Genomic DNA, 17,669 nt, shown 5'->3' on the forward strand with positions numbered 1-17,669 from the left:
AGGATGACTTATGAAATGTTTACTTTTTTTTCATGGAGGGAGTCGTAATCGCGGTTGTGAAGCAATCGTCAGGACGACAAAAGACATCATTAAAGATACGATTCATGATGCATCGGTTTATCTTGTATCGAAAGAACCTGAGACAGACAAAGTAATTGAGGGATTGGATGCTATATATGATGGATCCAATCGTTTGATAAATAAATATTCTTATAAATGGTTTATTTCTTCTTTTAAAGTGAAGTTAATGAATGATGAATCCTATGCCTATCAAAAAATTCATGGCAATATTATTAAGCATATCAAAGATGTCGATGTCTGCTTATCCATCGGGGGAGATAATTATTGCTATGGTGAACAACCAGGAATTTATGAAGTGGATAAAGTCATTAAATCTGAAGGGAAGAAACTTGTTCTTTGGGGATGTTCCATTGGTGAAGAGGACTTGTCAGAAGAAAAACTGCAAGATTTAGAGAGATTCGATTTGATCCTCGCAAGGGAATCTATCACTTATGATCTTTTAAGGAACCAAGGGTTGCAGAACGTAGAAATGTGCGCAGATCCTGCCTTTACGTTAAAGAAGAAAGAGTTACCGTTACCTGAAGGTTGGAAAATTGGTGATACGATTGGATTGAACTTCAGCCCCTTAGTATTAGAAAGGAATCAGGATTCTATGAGTTCGATTCATGAACTCGTTTCTCATATCTTAGGAACCACAGAAAGCACCATTGCACTTACTCCCCATGTAATCGCGAATGGAAACAATGATTATGAAGTGTTAAAAGAAATTTATCATACATTTCAAGATACAGGACGGGTGCTTTTGCTACCTGATAACTTAAATGCTATAGAATACAAAGGGTATATCTCCCGAATGAGATTTTTTATTGGGGCTAGAACACATGCAACTATTGCTGCCTATTCCAGTCTAGTTCCTACAATGGTACTAGGATATAGTGTGAAATCAAAGGGGATATCTAAAGACATCTTTGGAAATCAAGATTTTGTTATGGATATCAAAGATCTATCTAACTCAGTTAAATTAAACAATTCTTTCGATCAAATGGTAAAGCAGGAAGAATGGATAAAAAGTACACTTAATCAAAATATTCCAGAACTGAAAAAAATGTCATATCAAGCGGCAGAACATTTGAGAAATATGTTCGCCTTAGTTTAGGTGGGATAAAATGAAGAAACGTTTACTTTTTATTATGCCAAGTTTAGCTGCTGGTGGTGGAGAAAAAAGTCTAATCAATTTATTGTCCCGAATGGATTATGAAAAATATGAGATTGATTTATTTTTGTTTAATCATGACGGGATTTTTCTTGAGCTTTTGCCAGAAAAAGTTAACATTTTGCCAATCAACGATACATTGGAAAAATTCAGCCTTCCCTTGTTTCGATCGTTAAGTACTTTGAGTATAAATAGGAATTACTCTTTATTGTACAACAGATTCAAATATGCCTTGCAAAACAGAGGGTTTAAGAACACGTCAGTGAAAGAACAAATGAACTGGAGACATTTATCAGAATCCATTCCGGTTTTGGACAAAGAGTATGATGTGGCTATAGGTTTCTTAGAAAAAACTTCTACCTATTTTTGTGTGGATAAAGTAAAGGCAAAAAAGAAAATAGGGTGGATTCATATTGATTATGACCATTTAGGAATGGACCCCGAATTTGATAACGGTTATTTTGCAAGTTTAGATCATATCGTTACAGTCTCAGAAGAATGTGCTGCTATTTTAAAGAGAAGGTTTCCTACTCATGAAAATAAAATTGAAGTTATATATAATATTGTTTCTCCAAAGCTCATTACCAAGATGGCGGATATGGAAGAGGATGTATTAGAAAATGGACCATACAAAAAAATAAATATTTTGTCTGTGGGTAGGCTGCACCATCAAAAGGGATTTGATTTATCTATAAAGGCCTGCAGGCGATTGGTGGACAAAGGTTACCCAATTTGCTGGCATATAATTGGTGAAGGTGAAGAGAGAGGAAGATTAACAGATTTAATCCATGAAAATAATTTAGAGAATCACTTCAAGTTGTTAGGACTGAAATCAAATCCGTACCCTTATATGAAGCAAGCGGATATTTATGTTCAAACATCTATGTTTGAAGGGAAATCTATAGCAATTGATGAAGCGAAGATTTTAAATAAACCTATTGTAGTGACTGACTTCAGTACTGCCAGGGATCAAATTGAAAATGGTGTGACAGGAATAATCGTTGCCAAAAAACCTGAAGACATCGCAAGCGGACTAGAAAAACTTTTGACTAATGAAGAGTTGAAAAGCCGTTTACAGTATAATTTATCCTATGAAAACCTTGGTACTGAATCAGAGATTAATAAAATTTATGCCTTATGTGATTAGGTGATAAACATGAAAAGTAAACTATTATTTGTCATGCCATCCATGCATTGTGGTGGAGCAGAAAAGTCATTAATTTCATTGTTGGAAAGTCTGGATTACTCAAAGTATGATGTGGATTTACTATTATTTAAACGTGAAGGGGCCTTTTTAAGTAAGGTACCTAGCGAAATAAATATATTGGAAGCACCACAAGATTACACCTATTTTGATATGCCCATAAAAAGAGCGTTACAAAGTTTCTTGAAGGAGAACAAATTCCACCTTATATTTCCCAGAATCCATGCGGGTTACTTGTTTAAAACTGAGAAAAATCGTGCTAGATGTGACCAGAAAGTTTGGCCGCACTTATCGAAGGCTTTAGGTACATTGGATAAAGAGTATGATGCAGCTATTGGTTATTTAGAACGTTCACCTATTTATTTTATTATTGAAAAGGTGAATGCTCATAAGAAAATTGGGTGGATTCATACCCATTATACTAATTCTGGAATGGATAAAATGATTGATCATCCGTACTTCAAGGAATTAGACCACATTGTCACTGTTTCCGATGAGTGCAAGAATTCATTAGCTTTACAGTTTAATCCATTATTATCTAAGATAACTGTTATTAACAACATTGTTTCCCCGGATATTATAAAAAAGATGGCAAGCGAATCATTTAAAGATTTGCAAATTAATAAATCAACTCTAAATATAATAACTGTAGCAAGACTTTGTCATGTGAAGGGTATTGATTTAGCCATAGAAGCTTGTAAACGGTTAGTGGAAAAAGGGGTCAGTATCAAGTGGCACGTTATTGGTACAGGATCGATGGAGGAAAATGTAGAGTATGAAAAGATGGTAAAAGAATTGAATCTAGAGGACTCATTTGTCTTTTTAGGAATAAAAGAAAATCCGTATCCATACTTAAGAATGGCTGACATTTATGTTCAACCTTCAAGGTATGAAGGGAAATCTATTGCTATTGAGGAAGCTAAAATATTAGCAAAGCCTATCCTTATAACCAATTTTAACTCTTCCAGAGACCAAATTAAAAATGGTTATAATGGGATGGTGGTGGATGTGACAGGAAATGACATCGCTCAGGGGATATATAGATTGTTCAAAGATGAACAGTTAAGAGAAGAGTATATCAAGAATTTAAATAAAGAGAGTTTAGGTAACGAACGAGAAGTTGATAAATTATATCAAATATTAGCATGAGGGAAGGGCTTAAATATTTATTGAGCCTTTCTCTTTTTTTTACAGAAAGGAGTTTTATATGATTGCTCAATATGTAATGGCTTCATTTATATTATTGATTATCACAATTGTATTTATTGACATAATTCCAAAGTGTAGCGACTGGTATAAACGGATCCATATGGGGCGTTGTAAAACTCAATCACAGTGGAATCAATTAATCATTCGTAAGAGTCTTCAATGGATAGGAAAAACCCCAAAAATCAAAGTCACGGACAATACTAGATTGATTTTTTTGGATATGCTGAAAGGAAATTATTCAAAGGATACTATTCAATACTGGCAGGAGGCTTCTCTTTTATTAGGGGTCGGTGAGTATATAAAAAATAGCAATGATAAAATAGCGAAAAAGAGTGTGGAAGATTTCCTGAAGTATAAATTCGATGAACAGGGACAATGGAGGGAAAGGCCACACAATATTGATGCAGCTATTTTGGCATACGCCCTCATGAAGTTAGACTTTATTGATTTCAAACAATATAAGTCTGCCCTGGACTATACCGAAAACTTAATTAAACAGCACATTGGTGAAGATGGAACAGTGAAATATAGAAAGAATATGGAGCAGTACCGGTACGTGGATACGATAGGTTTTATTTGTCCTTTCCTCGTAAAGTATGGAGCAGAATTTAATAAATCTGAATGTATTGAACTTTCCATAAAACAGATTGAACATTACGAACAATATGGAATGCTTCATAAAACCATGATTCCGTTTCATGCCTATCACATAAAAAATAAGTTACCACTGGGTTTATGGGGCTGGGGAAGAGGAGCGGGTTGGTTTGCAATAGGTGTCATTGATACTTGGGCTGAATTACCAAACGGAAATGAATATAAATCGAGTTTAGAAAAAATTATCGTGAGGTTTGCTGATTCAATCTTACCTTATCAACAAAACAATGGAAGCTGGACATGGTCTTTATTGAGAAGTGAAGCCACATCAGACTCCTCGACAACCGCCACCTTTGCATGGTTTATGAAAAATGCTTCAAATATTAACGGGTCTTCCGAAGCTTATGTAAGTGCTTCGAATAAAGGCATGGAATATTTGAAGTTAGTGACCCGAAGAAATGGGGAGATCGACTTTTCTCAAGGGGATACAAAGGATTTGGGAGTCTATTCTACTCAATTTAATATCCTTCCTTTCACTCAAGGCTTTTGTGTTAGAACTTTGAATAAAGAAAAAGAGGTGAATATTCATGTTGAAAAAGCTATATAACTTTTCTGTCTCAAGGTTAAGAAAGGCTCTTCTTCAAGAACTCTGGTTGGAAGGTTATAAAAAATGGGGTTGAGGTAGGTAAGAATAGTCAGATAGGACCTGGGGTTGTCATAGACTACTCGCATTGTTGGTTGATAGAAATAGGCGACAATGTATCGATAACTAATCAGGTAATGTTATTAGCACACGATGCTAGTACGAAAAGGCTGAAAGATTTTGAGTATACAAAGGTAGGAAGTATAAAGATAGAAGATAATGCCTTTATTGGAGTGAGATCCTTAATTATGCCTGGGGTAACGATTGGAAAAAACTCCATTGTAGCTGGAGGAAGTGTAGTCACCAAATCCGTGCCTCCAAACACCATCGTCGGTGGAATCCAAGCAAAAAAAATCGGAACGCTTGCCCAATATGAAGCAGTTAGGAAGGAACATTTTATGAATACAAAGAAAATTTATGAAAAGACTATACCATTTCGGGGAATATTAATCATCATAAAAAAGATCAAATGTTTTATGAACTAATCAATGATATCGGTTATGTAAAACAAAATCTACTAATATTAGGAAAGGAGGAATGATTTTGAAAATTACAGTGTTCACCCCTACCTATAACCGAGCTTATATTTTAGGAAAGCTTTATCATTCATTAGTAATTCAGGCTTACAGAAACTTTGAATGGTTAATTATTGATGATGGTTCATCAGATCATACAGAGGAGTTAGTTGAAAACTGGAAGGAAGAAAATGAAATCACTATTAGGTATTATAAGGTGGATAATGGCGGAAAGCATAGAGCTATAAATAAAGCCACAGATTTAGCAAAGGGAGAATTATTTTTTATCGTAGATTCGGATGACACCCTTACTTCGAATGCTCTTCAAACTATTGTGGGTTGGGAAGAGAGCATCAGTGATAAAGAGGGATTTTGTGGTGTGTCAGGAAATAGAGGGAAAGAAATTAATAACTTAATTGGGGAGACATTTGATGGAGAGTTCGTTGATGCTACTTCCTTACAGAGAAATGATAAAAATATCAAGGGAGATAAAGCAGAGGTTTTTTATACGGGTATTCTTCGGAACTACAAATTCAAGGAATTTGAAGGGGAGAAGTTTTTAACCGAAGCTACTGTGTGGGAAAAGATGGCTCATGATGGCTATAAGATTAGATGGTTCAATGAAGTTATTTATCTTTGTAATTATTTAGAGGATGGATTAACTAGAAACCAAATAAAAATATTCTCAAGTAATCCTAAGGGAACAGCCTACTACATTCGGCAACAAATTAAGTTCTATAATTACAATTTAAAGGGAAGGTTAGCTAATTATAACCTTTATTATAGTTATGTGAAAGATACTTTAGGAATCAATAAAGCTGCAAAATTACTAGAAATTAAATCTCTTACATTACTATTAGCCGTTGGAATCTTTCAAACCAAAAATTATATTTGGACGAGGATAAAATGAGAATAAAACACTCACTTCTCAATATAGGGGCTGGACTAGGGAACCAACTTATTATCACACTATTGAGTTTTGTTTCCAGGACCGTTTTTATCACATACCTTGGGGTGGAATATTTAGGCTTAAATGGCTTATTCACTAGTATTTTAGCTATGCTCTCACTAGCAGAAGCGGGTATTGGTGCCAGTATTATGTATAGCTTATATAAACCAGTGGCTGAAGATGACAAAAATAAAATGAATGCCTTAATGAGGTTGTATCGTAATGCCTATCTAATTATAGCCGGAGTTGTACTGGTACTAGGCTTATCTTTATTACCTTTTCTTTCATTCATTGTTAGTGATACTAGTATAGATCATGTGCACATCATCTATCTTATTTTCCTATTAAATACAGTGGCTCCGTACCTTTACATGCACAAGAATTCATTTTTAAACGTTTGTCAAAAAGGCTATATAGTGACCGGAATTTATTCTGTATCTTCGATTTTAACAACAACATTGAAAATCGCTATTTTATATTACACTCAAAACTTTATTCTTTATTTACTCATTGAGAGTAGTATAACAATCATCACTAGCATTGTCTTAGCGTTAGTTGTTAATAAAATGTACCCATTTTTAAAAGATAAACCCGCAACAGATCTTGATCCTGAAACGAAAAAAGGGATTTTTAAGAATGTGAAAGCGATTGTTCTACAGAATATAGGTGCCTACCTCGTATTAGGGACTGATAATATTATTATTTCGTCATTTATAGGTCTTGCAGCTGTTGGCATTTACTCTAATTATAAAATGCTAATAGATATTAGCCGGACTTTTATAAACCAAATTTTCAACAATATCTATCATAGTGTGGGAAATTTAGTAGCCAATGAGAGCAAAGAAAAAATTTATTCGATTTACAAAGTGTACAGACTCATAAATTTCTGGATTTATTCTACATTCACAATAGCCATTTATATTATGCTGGAACCATTTATCACTCTTTGGATAGGGAGTGATTTTATTATGGATAAATCCGTTTTGCTTTTGCTAATGTTATTGTTTTACGAGAAAGGGATAAGAAATGCAATTACAACGGTAAAGACTACTTCAGGTATATTTCATCCGGATCGTTATGCTCCGCTAATTCAGGCCGCTATAAATTTGACGTTGTCTATTACATTCGTTCAATTTTGGGGTATTGCTGGTGTGTTTTTGGGAACCTTAATAAGTTCTCTAGTCGTTCCTTTTTGGACAACCCCTTATTTAGTTTATAAAAAGGTCTTCAAACTTAATATCCTCAAATATTATTTTGTATATGGACTGTATATTTTAATCGGTGTAGTAGCCTACTTTATAACAAGATATTCTACAAGTACTATTTTGGCTGATAGTTACTTTTCATTATTCCTGAAAGGTTTACTTTGTATTATTATACCGAGCCTAATTTACACGGTGATTTTTTGTAAGTCTGATGAGTTTAAGTATATATTTTCTATAAGTAAAAGGGTTTTCTATAAATTTAGAACAATTAAAGTTTCTCATACTACAAACCGTTTATGATAAAAACGTTCCTGAGATAAAATACTCAAATATCTACAAGTAGTACAAACGTATCATCATAAAATTATAGAATATCCTTGCAATGAGTAGTTAAATATAGTACGTTCTATATAAAGAACAACCGAGATAGGAAAACAGTAAATTTAAAGGGTATCTATATTTTTTATTTTATTGTTCTTTATTAAGAATATGAGTGGGGCGGGGTGATAACCATAAGTGCGATAGCAGGAATTTACCAACTGGATAGTTGTCATGATGAAGAAACATACTTTACTAATATGATGAATAGTTTTGAAAATTACCCGGCTGATGACATCGGTGTTTGGAGGAATACTAATGTTTTATTAGGTGTTCACGCGCAGTGGATCACACCTGAATCTATAAATGAACCTTTACCGTATTATGACTCCGAAAGGCAACTTACCATAACAGCTGATGCGATTATAGATAACCGGAAAGAGCTTTTTGACCAATTGCAAATAGCAAAGAAAAAGAGGGAATATATTCCAGACAGTCAGTTGATTCTGATGGCATATAGAAAATGGGGAGAAGAGTCCCCCAAATATTTAGTCGGTGAATTTGCTTATATGATATGGGATGAGAGAAATAATAAGTTATTTGGTGCTCGAGATTTTTCAGGAAGCCGCACTCTCTATTACTATAAAGACCATTCGATATTCTCCTTCTCTACAACTATACAATCTCTTCTAACCTTACCTTTGGTAGAGAAAAAATTAGATGAAAGATGGCTGGCTGAATATTTGGCCATACCAGGAATGAATGAGGCGGTGGATATGTCAATCACCCCATTTTATGAAATCTATCAACTTCCGCCATCTCATATGGTTTCAGTCTCAAAAAATAAAGTGAAAACAACTAGATATTGTACGATAACACCACGAAGAATCATTAATTATAAATCTGATCAAGATTATATAGAAGCATTCCAAAGTATATTTGGGAGGGCTGTAAACGATCGTTTAAGAACCCATAAAAATATTGGAGCTCACTTAAGTGGAGGATTAGATTCAGGGGCCGTGGCAAGTTTTGCCTCTCACTCTTTGAAAAAAAAGTCTAGTAAGTTGTACACCTTCAGTCATGTTCCGCCTAAGGACTTTGAAGATTGGACACCTACAAACAGAGTGGCAGATGAGAGGCCTTACATTCAATCGACTGTAAAACATCTTGGAAATGTATCTGATTACTACTTGGATTTTGGTAGTGTCTCACCCCTTGATGAAATAGACGAATGGTTAGACATCATGGAAATGCCTTACAAATTTTTCGGGACATCCAATTGGATTAAAGGGATATATGAAGAAGCTCATTCAAGAGATATAGGAATCTTATTAAACGGTGGAAGAGGTAATTTGAGCATTTCATGGGGGGCAACCATCAATTATTACGCATCATTATTAAGAAAAATAAAGTTATTTAAGTTACTTTCAGAGTTGGATGCTTACAGTAAAATTACACACGGAAATAGAATGCGGCTATTACCTTTATTAAGTCGGATGGCTTTTCCCACTATAAATAAGCTATTACATTCAGACCAGGTTTACAACTTTCCCGAGTTAATAAGTCCTGAATTAGCAAAAAGAACAAATGTCTATCACTCCTTAAATAAGCATGGTATCAAAACTACAAAAAGCAAATACAACCTGACAGATATTAAAGTCAGAAATCAGCACTTTAAGGAAATGTTCTCATGGAATGCAACTGGAACTCTGGGCACGAAACTTTCTCTTCGACATTCGCTTTGGAAAAGAGATCCTACAAATGACTTGCGGGTAATCGAATTCTGCTTATCTTTGCCTGAAGATCAGTATGTTAAAAATGGTATGGATAGAGCACTAATTAGAAACGGTACAAAAGAATACTTGCCAGATAAGGTTAGACTTAATAATCGTGTGAGGGGAGCACAAGGTGTGGAATTTATTCATCGAATGAAACCTTATTGGAATTCTTTCCTTGAAGAGGTAGAAACCATTTCAAGAGACTCACTTTCACCCTCCTTTTTTAATATTCTACAACTTGATGCATCCCTTCTATCTATTAGAAATCAAGGTCCAAATCCTGAATTAGCGTTAGACCCAGATTTCTGGATATTAATGAGAAGCATTATTTCATATCGGTTTATTAAAAAGTTCAATTGAAAGGAGGTGAATCGAATGAAAAAGGAATGGAGTACACCGGAATTGTCAACTTTGGATGTAGATCAAACAATGGCTAGTGGTGCATGGGGTGAATTTGATGAAGGCTATAATGAAAATTTACCTCATGATGGTCAGACTGGTTATCATCACGTCTCCTAAGCAAGTACTTAGAAAGAGTCTAAAATTCCTTGTTTAGGAATTTTAGACTCTAATATATTCCAAGGTTCATTCAGTGGTGAAGAGGTGGAGTATGAGAAAAAATTTTAAAGAAGGTTACCATGTTTTTGGGTTACATGTAATTAGTGAGATGTCATTACCTGAAGTTCCTCAAATAAACTTGTCTAATACTTATGCTGATGTAACTATTAGACAAGTAAACTTAGAAGATCAATGGAAAAAGGTCTCTGGCAAAGGCAAGTCCTTTTATATAGAAGAGAATTTATGTATGTTTAAAGTTACAGAAGTGTGTGTTTGCCTCATTAGAAATGGCAATGAAATATTATTCACTCCTCTTCCTGGTTCTGTTATAAGCCATGTTCGGTTGTATATTTTAGGAAGTTGCATGGGCATTATCCTCATGCAAAGAAGAATACTCCCCTTACATGGCAGCGCCATTTCCATCGACGGAAAAGCCTATGCCATCGTCGGAGATTCAGGAGCAGGAAAATCAACCTTAGCCTCAGCATTCCTAAAACGAGGTTACAAACTATTAAGCGATGACGTCATCCCCGTCTCATTTTCCGATGAAGGAGTTCCGATGGTGACACCAGCGTATCCGCAACAGAAACTATGGCAGGAAAGCATCGATCACTTTGGGTTGGAATCAAGGGAGTTCGAACCAATCATTGATCGTGAAACTAAATTCAAAGTTCCAGTCGGTGACCAATTCGAAGAACGTCAGTTACCTTTAGCGGGCATCATTGAATTAACAAAAACAGATGACGAACAGGTTCATATCGAACCAATACAGGATTTATATCGTTTCAGCACTTTATTCAAGCATACGTATCGGAATTTTATTATTCGACGTGCCGGGCTGATGGATTGGCATTTTAATACTTCAACAAAGATCTTGCCCCATGTGGATATGTTTCACATGAGGAGACCAGTTTCACAATTTACAGCCAATGAGTTAGTAGACAAGGTTCTTCAGGCCATTGGTAAGGAGGAATCTGTAGTATGAGTCAATCGGTAGCTTTAGTACAAATGGTTCAGCAGAAAGAAGGACATATTGTGAGTGATATGGATGGGGAGCGTGTGATGCTCAGTATTGAAAATGGGAAGTATTATAATTTAGGAGAGCTTGGCGGGGAGATATGGGACAAGATCGAAAACCCGAAGCCTGTAAGTGAATTGATTGATGAGTTGCTTGAGGTCTATGAAGTGGAACGGGATGTTTGTGAAGACCAGGTTCAAGCGTTTCTTAAGCACCTTCGTGATGAGAATTTAATAGAAGTGAAGAAATAGACTTCAGAAGAACAGTCTTGGAAAGGAATTAAGCTCATGAGGAAGTTGATGACTTTTTTGACCTTGAGTAGGGAATCAAAAAGATTGTTGTTGGAGTCTTTTTTTTATTTGGGTTGGGCGAGAATTCAAAAGCGCCGTCCTTTTTCTAATTTAGCTCCTTCGTTAGGGAAACATATGCAGGAAACAGGGATGGACGATGAATGTACAGATCGTAGCATAGTGGCGAAAGTTTCTCAGGCTATTCAAATCATGAATAAATACACGTTCTGGGAAAGTCGTTGCCTTGTTCAGGCTCTTGCTGCAAAGAAGATGCTTGAAAAACGAGAGGTTGAAAATACGCTTTACTTTGGGACGGCAAAAGAGGATAACGGTGAAATGGTTGCTCATGCCTGGTTGAGAAGCGGTCCTTATATTGTTACTGGAGCTAAAGGAATGGAGAGGTTTACTGTTGTCAGTACCTTTGCGTATCCTGTAGGAGGTGAGTTACATGAGCAGAGCTACAACCCTGCAATTAGCGAACGTACCTAAAGAGGTTCACTTGATACTTCAGTTGCTGAAGTCAGATAAACAACAAGATATTCATGCACTTTCAAGAAGTTCGTTTGAGGACATTGACTGGAATTTGTTTATTAAACAATCGTTACATCACCGTGTTTACCCATTGCTCTACTCCAAAGTGAAAATGGTCGAAAGCGGACGAATTCCCAAGTTTGTCAAAGAAAAACTTTGTTTTGAATATAAGCGTAATACCTTTCAAATGTTGCAATTGAGTGGAGAGATGGATTGGATGAGTCGTTTGTTCTCCTCTAATGAAATTCGGTTGCTTTTTTTGAAAGGACCCATGCTATCACATGAACTTTATGGCGATGTTTCATTGAGAACCTCGGGTGATTTGGATGTGATGATTTCGATTGAAGATCTGCAGAAAGCTGAACATCTACTAGCAAGTCACGGATATCAAAAAGATGATTACATCGAAACCGTATTAGAAGATTGGAAGTGGAGGCATCATCATGTGACTTACTATCATCCCCGGAAGAAAGTGAAAATCGAGCTGCATTGGCGTTTGAACCCCGGTCCGTGCAAAGAGCCAGGATTTGAGCACTTATGGAAGCGAAAAGAGGTTAGCTCAATTTCAAAAACCCCTATCTACATGCTGGGGAAAGAGGATTTATTTTTGTTCTTAGCTGCACATGGAGCGAGGCACGGATGGTCCAGGTTACGATGGTTGGTAGATGTAGACCGTTTGGTGGATCAGTCCATTGATTGGAAGACCCTTAAGCGATTATTGATTCACAATCACTTCCACCTCGCTGGAGCTCAAGCTCTTTACTTATCTTCTGTCCTTTTGGAAACGCCTGTTCCATTGGAAATGCCAGTTAATAAAAGGTCCCGTGTTTTGGCACAACAAGCGATATTCTATTTAGAGTCTATGATTAACCTCCACTCAGAGCCTTTGCCGCAGGAGGTTGCGGACTATCATAAACGTCATTTATTTTCTCTGATGTCATGGAATCAAAAGTTCTTTTTTATCCTGAGCTTTTTGTATCCTTATCCGGAGGATGCGGAGCTTTTGCCATTGCCTAAAAGACTTCACTTTTTATATTTTCCTCTACGCCCTTTTCTGTGGGGGTGGAGAAAGACTAGAAAGCACGCAATCACATAGGGGGACGCGAAGTTATGAAGCATGTCCTTTATTTTTTGAAAGAGATTAATAGTTATTCAGGAAAAGTCTTGTATATCAATTTGTTTGCCATGACCGTAATCGGGCTCCTGGAAGGGGTCGGAATCCTATTGCTAGTCCCTTTGATTAGCTTAAGTGGAATCGTGGATTTAGGAACTCAGGGTTTACCTTTCATGGAGGCTTTTCAATTCGTTGAGCAAATTCCACCTGAAATCGGGCTTCCATCAATTCTTTTATTTTATGTAGGAATTGTTATTGCACAAAATTTACTTCAACGGAGGATTACAGTAAGAAATGCAGTCATTCATCAGGGATTTATGAGGCATTTACGAATGAATACGTACGATTCTCTCCTTCACGCGAAGTGGGAGTTTTATTTGAACAAGAGAAAGTCAGATTTAGTGAATATTATGACCGGGGAAATTGCCCGTGCAGCCAGTGGTACACAGTCTTTCTTACAGTTTGCAGCATCCTTAGTTTTTACTTTGATCCAGGTTGGTCTCGCTTTTGTTTTGTCTCCAAACATTACGACCTTCGTTATTATATGCGGATTTATTCTTATTCTTTTTAATCGGAAGTTCTTAAAGAGGTCGCTTGAATTAGGCAATCGCAGTTATAGTCTGAATCGAAGGTATCTTTCTGGGGTCACGGATCAGTTGAATGGAATGAAAGACTTAAAGAGCAATACACTGGAAGGATCCAGAGGCCATTGGCATGCCACGATTACAAAAGGGATGCAGGATGAGCAGGTTGAATACACAAAATTAAAAGCTACATCAAGGCTCTATTATAAAATTGCTTCGTCTATTCTGATTGCCGCTTTTATATTCATTGCCATTCAGTTATTCAATGCTCAAGCAGGTCAATTGATGCTGGTCATTGTAATCTTTTCCAGGTTGTGGCCGCGAGTGACAGGCATTCAAGCGTCTATGGAACAAATTGCAAAAGTCATACCTTCTTTAGAAGCTGTGAACAGTGTAAGGCATGAAAGTGAACTGGACCGTGAATTTATGGAAGAAAGTCAACGGAATGAGCCCTTGAAGGTTAATGAAGCCATCGAATGTCATAATCTTTCTTTTCAATATAAAAAGGAAAGTCGTTATGCTCTGAAGAATATTAATATTACTATTCCTTCTCAGCAGATGACGGCTATCGTTGGACGTTCCGGGGCAGGGAAGAGTACATTGATTGATATGTTGATGGGATTAAATTATCCAGACCAGGGAGAAGTTCTTATTGATGGTGATTCTATATCCGAAGAGAAGATTCGGTCTCTACGAAAAGCGATCAGTTATGTTCCTCAAGATCCTTTTCTTTTCAATGAGAGCATTCGTGACAATTTATTGTTGGTGGATCCTGAAGCGAATGAAGAAGCAATTTGGGAAGCCTTAGAATTTTCATCAGCAGCAGAATTTGTTCGAGAGCTCCCTCAAGGACTTGATACGCTTATTGGCGACCGAGGAATTAAGTTGTCTGGAGGAGAAAGACAGCGTTTAGTGTTAGCCCGCGCCATTTTGAGGAAACCTTCCATTCTCATCTTGGATGAAGCTACGAGTGCGTTGGATTCAGAAAATGAGAAAAAAATACAAGAAGCAATCGAGCAGTTGAAAGGTAGAATGACCATTATAGTCATTGCGCACCGGTTGTCGACGATTCGAAATGCGGATCAGGTTATCGTTTTGGAAGAAGGAGAAGTGGTTCAAAAAGGGGATTTTCATCAACTGGCTAAAGATAAGAAAAATGTCTTCAGTCATTTGTTGAACCACCAGATGAAAGTTGTTCATTAAAAAATTTTTTCATGTATGTTCTTTATTAAGAATTACAAGGAGGAAGAGAAATGAAAAAAGTGTATGAAGCACCGAAAGTTCTGGACCACCGCCCGATTAAATTTGAAACATCTCAAAGTTGGAACAAAGGACATGGTCCTGTATCCGGAGATAACGGCAACAGTAATGGCCAAAAATATCCCCATGATCCATATCAACCTAAAAAGCCACACAAGCATAAGTGAGTGATATTTATGGAGAGTATGCTTACTAAGGTTGGCGAACATACATTTGAATTCTATGGAGATATGGAGACGGTAGAAAAGCTATATGGGTCGTTCATCCATAAAGAATCACACATAAATGACATGGGTGTTCTTTTAGAGACTGGTTATGGTAAATCCTTTGATAGTTATGAAGTCACCCATTTCATGGAAAATGGTTGGAATTATCTTAAGCGGACAGATTTTCTCATAGAGTTCAGTCTAAAGTTAAAAACAGCCAAAATTCAATACTTCGATGAATTAGCTTTGAAGCACGCTTTTATGACATTATACAGCACATTTATAACAGAAATAGAATGGGGATTATTGGTTCATTCTTCGTGTATGGCAGAGGGGGAGGCGGCTCACCTATTTGCAGGGGAATCGGGAGCAGGCAAATCAACGGTTGCTCATTTGTCATCTCCTAGAGTCCTGCTTTCAGATGAAGCCGCAATTTTGAAAGTAGAGGAGACAGGAATCAAAGTATTTGATTCACCATTCAGAAGTGATCAACCATCGACTGGTCTGGGCAGATCTTTCCCATTAGCAAGTATTGACTTCTTGATTCAGGCTCAATCGAATCATAGGGAATCACTTAAAGAGAGAGAGTCCTTCTTGGGATTAATGGATAAAGTTTTTTCTTGGTATTCCGACCCAATTTATACAATAACGTTAATCAGACTTATCAAGTTAACTGTAAATCAGGTTCCTGCATATAACCTTTATTTTAAGAAAGATCCTACGTTTTGGGAGTTGATTTCATGAGACCTTTATTAAAACGAAAAAAACAGTATGAAGTAGTGGAAATGGACAAAGAGTGGATGGTTTTAGATTTAGAAGCTTACACCATCACGACTCTAAATGAAGTAGGGAGTTTTTGTTGGTCTATACTTCATGAGGATAAATCCTTAGAAGATATGGTTGAAATGGTTGCCGAAGAGTATCGAATGGAACCAAGAGATGTGGAACATGATGTAACTCTCTTTATAAACAAAATGAAGCACGTTGGATTGATTGAACATGTCTCTTGATTCTCCAACCCGTTTAGTTATTGCGGAGGTGCTTTTATCAAAAGGTGGGATCGATCTGCCTGCTACGGGTACTAGCATGTATCCCTTAATCCGTGAAGGTGATGTATGCCGTTTTGTACCCTTAGATTGTGAAAATCTTAAAAAAGGTGATATTCTGCTTTATCAATCGAACCATGGGCAGTTGACTGCTCATCGTTTGATTCATAAGGCGGGCGATGCCTATCTTTTTAAAGGAGATTCTAATCTTGGTAAGGATGATTGGGTGTATTCAGATCAGCTTTTAGGAAAAATGTTGTACATTTGTAAAAGCTATAAAGTTATTCACCTCAACGGATTATTAGGGAAAACATGGACTTGGTCTATCCTTACATTTCCTTCAGTTTCTAAAGTATTGAAAAGGTTCTTAGCATTGAAATCAAATTACATGATGAAGCGGTGAGTATGTTGAATATCACGGATTTGAAATCATACTTTTCATTATACGAAATCAAGCGGACGTTTTATTTATTAGCTCCTTATATTAAAAGGCATAAAGGTCCTTATCTTGGGTTATTTATTCTGATGTTCATAGATATTGCTCTTGTAATAGCCTTCGCCTGGTTCTTCGGGAATATCATAGACGCTGCGGTACAAAGTGATTTCAGTCGCCTTCAAACGATGGTTCTTGCAGGTATCGGAATCTCAGTAGTAAGTATGAGTGTGAATTTCATTGATACTTTATTTGAAACGAAGGCCTTGAATGCGGTGAAGAGAGATTTAAATGTGGACCTATACAGCCATGTTTTAAAAATGAATGGAAAAGACTTTTCTCATTATCATTCAGGTGAGTTGATGTCTCATTTTACGAATAACCTTCACCAGATTGACGGTGTCATAGGGAGAGGGTTAATCAATCTTGTTCGACTTCCCTTAATTGCCTGTGCCGCTCTTATTTATATTCTATATATTAATTGGATTCTTTCACTGCTCGTGCTTTTAGTAGTTCCTCTGGCCCTCATAGGAGGCGCTTTATTCGGGTTCTTATTAAAAAATAACAGCCGTAAAATCCATGAACTGATCGGTGGAATCACAAAAAGCTTAAACGAAACGTTTCAAGGAATGACGGTTATACGCTCATTTACTTTGGAGCATTTATTTATGAAGAATTATAAAAAGAAAAATGATGAGTTATACGACCTTGAAATGAAAGATGCTAAGTTACGAGGTTGGTTCTACACGGGAGGAGAAGCTGTAGGAACGATCACATTTTTAGTCAGTGTACTTGTAGGAGCTTTTTTTGTGACGGATCAAGTCTTAACGGTTGGTGCATTGCTAACATTCATCAATTTGGTGAACCATTTAGTTTATCCTTTGACAGGGCTTGCCGGCCGTGGGCTGGTTATCAACGCTCTGCATCAGCATTAGAACGAGTCTTTCACCTGCTTGATCGGGCACAAGAAACTCCAGGAA

19 protein-coding genes are annotated in these 17,669 nt (G+C 36.6%); all 19 read left to right on the forward strand.

Annotation, left to right across the window (positions count from 1 at the left end; genetic code table 11):
* Positions 1–10 precede the first annotated feature (10 nt).
* The 19 genes from GLW00_RS03560 to GLW00_RS20630 all read left to right on the forward strand — a co-directional run bounded on the left by GLW00_RS03560 (position 11) and on the right by GLW00_RS20630 (position 17,624).
* A complete protein-coding gene (locus GLW00_RS03560) occupies positions 11–1,177 on the forward strand; it encodes a polysaccharide pyruvyl transferase family protein (protein WP_160911281.1) in 1,167 nt (388 codons plus the stop codon).
* 10 nt (positions 1,178–1,187) lie between these two features.
* Positions 1,188–2,381 carry a glycosyltransferase gene (locus tag GLW00_RS03565; protein ID WP_160911283.1) on the forward strand — a complete coding sequence of 398 codons (1,194 nt, stop codon included), beginning with the start codon at positions 1,188–1,190 and terminating at the stop codon, positions 2,379–2,381.
* Positions 2,382–2,390: 9 nt separating this feature from the next.
* The gene (locus GLW00_RS03570; RefSeq protein WP_160911284.1) at positions 2,391–3,587 is read left to right on the forward strand and encodes a glycosyltransferase; all 1,197 of its coding nucleotides are present in this window, start codon (positions 2,391–2,393) and stop codon (positions 3,585–3,587) included.
* Between the two features lie 58 nt (positions 3,588–3,645).
* Positions 3,646–4,848, forward strand: a complete 1,203-nt coding sequence (locus GLW00_RS03575) for a glycoside hydrolase family 88 protein (RefSeq protein WP_160911286.1) — start codon at positions 3,646–3,648, stop codon at positions 4,846–4,848.
* 173 nt (positions 4,849–5,021) lie between these two features.
* Complete coding sequence (locus tag GLW00_RS20625) at positions 5,022–5,369, forward strand: acyltransferase (protein WP_237417404.1); 348 nt, start codon at positions 5,022–5,024, stop codon at positions 5,367–5,369.
* A 58-nt stretch (positions 5,370–5,427) separates the two neighbouring features.
* Positions 5,428–6,309 carry a glycosyltransferase family 2 protein gene (locus tag GLW00_RS03585; RefSeq protein ID WP_160911288.1) on the forward strand — a complete coding sequence of 294 codons (882 nt, stop codon included), beginning with the start codon at positions 5,428–5,430 and terminating at the stop codon, positions 6,307–6,309.
* Entirely contained in the window at positions 6,306–7,853 is a 1,548-nt protein-coding gene (locus GLW00_RS03590) for a lipopolysaccharide biosynthesis protein (protein ID WP_160911290.1), read from the forward strand. Before GLW00_RS03585 ends, GLW00_RS03590 begins: the two co-directional genes overlap by 4 nt.
* A 212-nt stretch (positions 7,854–8,065) precedes the next feature.
* Positions 8,066–10,009, forward strand: coding sequence for an asparagine synthase-related protein (locus tag GLW00_RS03595; RefSeq protein ID WP_439108888.1), 1,944 nt, complete (start codon positions 8,066–8,068; stop codon positions 10,007–10,009).
* A 15-nt stretch (positions 10,010–10,024) separates the two neighbouring features.
* On the forward strand, positions 10,025–10,168 hold the full coding sequence (locus GLW00_RS03600; protein WP_160911292.1) for a paeninodin family lasso peptide: 144 nt from the start codon (positions 10,025–10,027) through the stop codon (positions 10,166–10,168).
* A gap of 91 nt (positions 10,169–10,259) precedes the next feature.
* Positions 10,260–11,192, forward strand: coding sequence for an HPr kinase/phosphorylase (locus tag GLW00_RS03605; protein ID WP_160911294.1), 933 nt, complete (start codon positions 10,260–10,262; stop codon positions 11,190–11,192).
* Entirely contained in the window at positions 11,189–11,476 is a 288-nt protein-coding gene (locus tag GLW00_RS03610) for a lasso peptide biosynthesis PqqD family chaperone (RefSeq protein WP_160911295.1), read from the forward strand. The genes GLW00_RS03605 and GLW00_RS03610 overlap by 4 nt, the downstream gene beginning before the upstream one ends.
* Before the next feature lie 27 nt (positions 11,477–11,503).
* Entirely contained in the window at positions 11,504–12,004 is a 501-nt protein-coding gene (locus GLW00_RS03615; RefSeq protein WP_160911858.1) for a lasso peptide biosynthesis B2 protein, read from the forward strand.
* Entirely contained in the window at positions 11,964–13,142 is a 1,179-nt protein-coding gene (locus GLW00_RS03620; protein WP_160911297.1) for a nucleotidyltransferase domain-containing protein, read from the forward strand. Before GLW00_RS03615 ends, GLW00_RS03620 begins: the two co-directional genes overlap by 41 nt.
* Before the next feature lie 14 nt (positions 13,143–13,156).
* On the forward strand, positions 13,157–14,947 hold the full coding sequence (locus GLW00_RS03625) for an ABC transporter ATP-binding protein (protein WP_160911299.1): 1,791 nt from the start codon (positions 13,157–13,159) through the stop codon (positions 14,945–14,947).
* A gap of 50 nt (positions 14,948–14,997) precedes the next feature.
* Entirely contained in the window at positions 14,998–15,171 is a 174-nt protein-coding gene (locus GLW00_RS03630) for a hypothetical protein (RefSeq protein WP_160911301.1), read from the forward strand.
* A gap of 9 nt (positions 15,172–15,180) precedes the next feature.
* Positions 15,181–15,954: a hypothetical protein gene (locus GLW00_RS03635; RefSeq protein ID WP_160911303.1), complete on the forward strand. Its 774-nt coding sequence runs from the start codon at positions 15,181–15,183 to the stop codon at positions 15,952–15,954.
* The gene (locus GLW00_RS03640) at positions 15,951–16,220 is read left to right on the forward strand and encodes a PqqD family protein (RefSeq protein ID WP_160911305.1); all 270 of its coding nucleotides are present in this window, start codon (positions 15,951–15,953) and stop codon (positions 16,218–16,220) included. The genes GLW00_RS03635 and GLW00_RS03640 overlap by 4 nt, the downstream gene beginning before the upstream one ends.
* The gene (locus GLW00_RS03645) at positions 16,210–16,659 is read left to right on the forward strand and encodes a signal peptidase I (RefSeq protein WP_160911307.1); all 450 of its coding nucleotides are present in this window, start codon (positions 16,210–16,212) and stop codon (positions 16,657–16,659) included. The genes GLW00_RS03640 and GLW00_RS03645 overlap by 11 nt, the downstream gene beginning before the upstream one ends.
* 2 nt (positions 16,660–16,661) lie before the next feature.
* Positions 16,662–17,624 (forward strand): ABC transporter transmembrane domain-containing protein, encoded by a 963-nt coding sequence (locus tag GLW00_RS20630; protein WP_237417405.1) that lies wholly within the window; start codon positions 16,662–16,664, stop codon positions 17,622–17,624.
* Positions 17,625–17,669: the final 45 nt, after the last annotated feature.

Origin of the sequence: Halobacillus litoralis (assembly GCF_009856445.1) — a bacterium.
In the GTDB taxonomy this organism is placed as follows: Bacteria; Bacillota; Bacilli; order Bacillales; family Halobacillaceae; genus Halobacillus; species Halobacillus litoralis.